This is a genomic window from Nocardioides sp., from assembly GCF_041600255.1.
Classification (GTDB): Bacteria; Actinomycetota; Actinomycetes; order Propionibacteriales; family Nocardioidaceae; genus Nocardioides.
On record NZ_JBFIKK010000220.1, the window covers coordinates 1 to 3,132 of the forward strand.

The following is a 3,132-nucleotide window of genomic DNA, read 5'->3' on the forward strand; positions in this document are numbered from 1 at the left end:
ATCGTCGACGACCGCGTCGGGCGCGACGCACGCGTTCGCCTACGACCTCGCCGCCGACGACCCGACCATGATCGACCTGGGCACCCTGGGCACCGGCAGCAGGGCCAATGCGGTGGACGGCAGCGTCGCAGTCGGGATCTCCCAGACCGTCCCCGGCGAGGCCCATGCCTTCGCCTACGACCTCGCCTCGGACGAGCCGACCATGATCGACCTCGGCGTGCTCGCGGGGGGCAAGGTCAGTGAGGCCGTCGACGTGGACGGGCGTTTCGTCGTGGGCGACTCGACCGTCCCCAGCGACGACCCGTACGACTCGCACCAGCAGCATGCGTTCGTGTACGACCTCGAGGCTGCCGAGCCCGTGATGCGTGACCTGGGCACGCTGGGCGGCGGCGGGAGCTTCGCCAAGGCCGTGGACGGCTCCGTGATCACGGGGTGGTCGCACACCCCCGACGGCCCCGAGCACGCCTTCGCCTACGACCCCGCCGCCGACGAGCCCACCATGATCGACCTCGGCACCCTCCCGGGAGGCAGTTTCAGCGAGGCAGTGGATGTCTCCGACGGCGTCGTCGCGGGCTGGTCCTACGCCGCTGGGGCCAACAAGCGACGCGCGTTCACCTTCGACCTGGCCGCGGCCGAGCCGGCGATGCGCGAGCACCCCACCATCGGGGGGGCCCGGAGTGCCGCCACCGGGATCGTCGGCAACCTCGTCATCCAGGAGTGGCGCAAGCGAGGCGACCACGCCTTCGTCCACGACCTCGGGTCGGGTGACTCCCGCAGCATCAGCCTCGGCAACTGGCGGGGCAGCGACGCCGTGGGCGTGGACGGCGACGTGGTCGTGGGCGTGGACTCGTACGGCTCCGCCAGCCGCGCCACCGCGTGGACGGTGCGCCAGACCACCCGTCCGATGTTCGCCTTCCGGCGCCTCGACCCGGGAGTGAAGGAGAACGTCGGGCGCGTCCGGATCCAGGTCGTCCGGTACGGCCGCACCAACCGCGCCGTGAGCGTGCGCTACCGGACCCGGAGCGACTCGGCGAAGGCCGGCAAGGACTTCGTCGCCACCTCGGGAAAGCTGCGCTTCGCCAAGGGAGTCACCCGTCGGAGCTTCACGGTGAGGATCAAGAACGACCGACGTCAGGAGCGGGCGGAGTACCTCGTGCTGACCCTCTCCCGACCCTCCGGCCCGGCTGTGCTCGGAACCCCCCACTGGTCGAACCTGCGGATCAACAAGAGCGACGGCTGAGCACGAACGACGAGGTTCCACGTCGCGGCCCATCACCTTTGCGGGAGCCCGTCGTTCCAGAACCGTGAAGAGACTCGTGGTGCTCGTGGCACTCCTGACCCTGCCGCTGCCCAGCGCCGGCGCCGCGCCGGCCGACGCGGAGCGTGCAGGGCACGAACGACGTGCCGCCGTCGCGACTCGCGTGTCCGGAGCCGAGATCCCCTCGGCCCTCGACGCCGCGTGGTCCGGCCCCGCGAAGCGACCCTCGCTCCACCTGGACGGCCGGAACATCGCAGCCTCGACCACGACCGTGGTGGCGACGGCGCCCGTGGCCATCGCCCGCGCCGGCAGGCGCGTCAACGCCTGCCTGCGCAGCGAGTACGAGGTCACCACGACCGACCCCGCTGCTGAGGGGTCCTGGAGCGTTGAGCTCCTCGTGCTGCGGGGCGGCAAGGTCGTGGACCGGACCGGTCGCTTCGAGAGCGGCTACGTGACCGACGCCCCGGTCGTGATGACGGTGGGCGGCGTGGCGACCCTGTGGCGCCAGGGGGGTCATCGCTACCGGCGGGGCGACGAGGTGCAGGTGAGGATCACGTCCCGACTCGAGGGCGGCTTCGACCCGTTCGAGCAGACGATCACCGCCAGCGCGGGTCCGTGCAGCAAGCCCCTGAGGTGATCGAGCCGGCTGGCTGGCTGACTGGCTGACTGCCGCTGCAGAAGTGGTCAGAAGTCTTACTGGGTGTGTCCCTATTGCGCGGCGAACTCGCTGATCCGCGCTGCCACCTCCGAGTCAGCCGTGCACAGAGAGCGTCGAGGTCGTCGACCAAGAACGACTGCGCCCCACACCAGTCGGACTTCACGACGACACCGTCGACGCACCAGTGCGCGTTGGTCGAACGTCCGGCCACAACGAGCTGGATGCGTTCGGCGTCCACGGTGGAGCCGTTCGACAGCTCCGTAGCCTCGATCCCGCGCCTGTGCATCTGCGCCGTCTGGGGGTCGCCCTCGGGCTCGCTCCCATCGAACTGGAGGTAGGACACGGTGTCCGCCTTGTCGCCGAGCATCTGCGTCAGGATCAGGTGCTCGCCGTAGGCGCCGACCGCGTCGGAGAAAGCCGGCGCCGGCGTGTCGTCCACGTGGACGGTGCCGTCGGCGTCGCGCGTGCCTGAGTGCTGGCTCTCCGAGCTGGGCGAGTCGTACGTGAACCGTCTCCACCGTCGGACATCACCGTCGTGACCGACGACATGGTCCACGAGGTAGAGGGGAGCGTCCTCACCCATCCGGAACACGGGGCTACCGCTGAACTGTTCCACAGGACCCAGACAGGAACCCGGTCGAGCCGCGATGTGCGCGAGCCGCAAGGCGGTCAGGCCGCGGTGACTCGGCCGTCCACCAAGACGAGCTCGAACCGGTCGGCGACCGCCAGTGCCGGGTCGTCGACGGCCGTGCCGGGAGCCCGGAAGATCTGTTGTCCGGATGGTGGAAGATCGGCCGGTTTCGGGGGCCAAACTGTCGGTGCTCACCGCTTGACTTGTTCCATGACCGAGACGCTCGCCGACGTGGACACCGCCGCTGCGGTGTTGGACTTCGCGCGGGATCGTCGAGCGGTGGCAGACCGGGCCGAGGCCGAGCTGCTGCAGGCCGCGGTGGCGTGGGCGGGCATGCATTCGACCGACTCGATCGCGGACGCGGCGACGACCTACGACCCGTCCTTCGGGGAGACCGAGGTGCCGGTCGCCGGTCCGGGTGCCCCATTGGTGGCGGAGTTCTCGATCCCCGAGTTCGCCGCGGCGATCGGGCTGCCGACCGAGGTCGGGAAGGCGTACCTCGGGGAGGCGGTCGAGCTGCGGTACCGGCTGCCCCGGACCTGGGCGCGGGTCACGAAGGGTGATCTGGTGGCGTGGAAGGCGCGG

The 3,132-nt window shown here is 70.5% G+C and carries 3 protein-coding genes and 1 pseudogene; 3 read left to right on the plus strand and 1 reads right to left on the minus strand.

What is annotated here, in order from left to right:
- The coding region (locus ABZE72_RS16465) for a Calx-beta domain-containing protein (protein WP_372730118.1) at positions 1-1,240 on the plus strand (1,240 nt) is incomplete at its 5' end.
- A 64-nt stretch (positions 1,241-1,304) separates the two neighbouring features.
- Positions 1,305-1,895, plus strand: a complete 591-nt coding sequence (locus ABZE72_RS16470; RefSeq protein ID WP_372730119.1) for a hypothetical protein — start codon at positions 1,305-1,307, stop codon at positions 1,893-1,895.
- Here the strand turns inward: ABZE72_RS16470 and ABZE72_RS16475 are convergent.
- Entirely contained in the window at positions 1,855-2,532 is a 678-nt protein-coding gene (locus tag ABZE72_RS16475; protein ID WP_372730120.1) for a hypothetical protein, read from the minus strand. The genes ABZE72_RS16470 and ABZE72_RS16475 overlap by 41 nt on opposite strands.
- A gap of 225 nt (positions 2,533-2,757) precedes the next feature.
- Between ABZE72_RS16475 and ABZE72_RS16480 the strand changes: the two are divergent.
- Positions 2,758-3,132: pseudogene (locus ABZE72_RS16480) on the plus strand (HNH endonuclease); the annotation flags it as partial.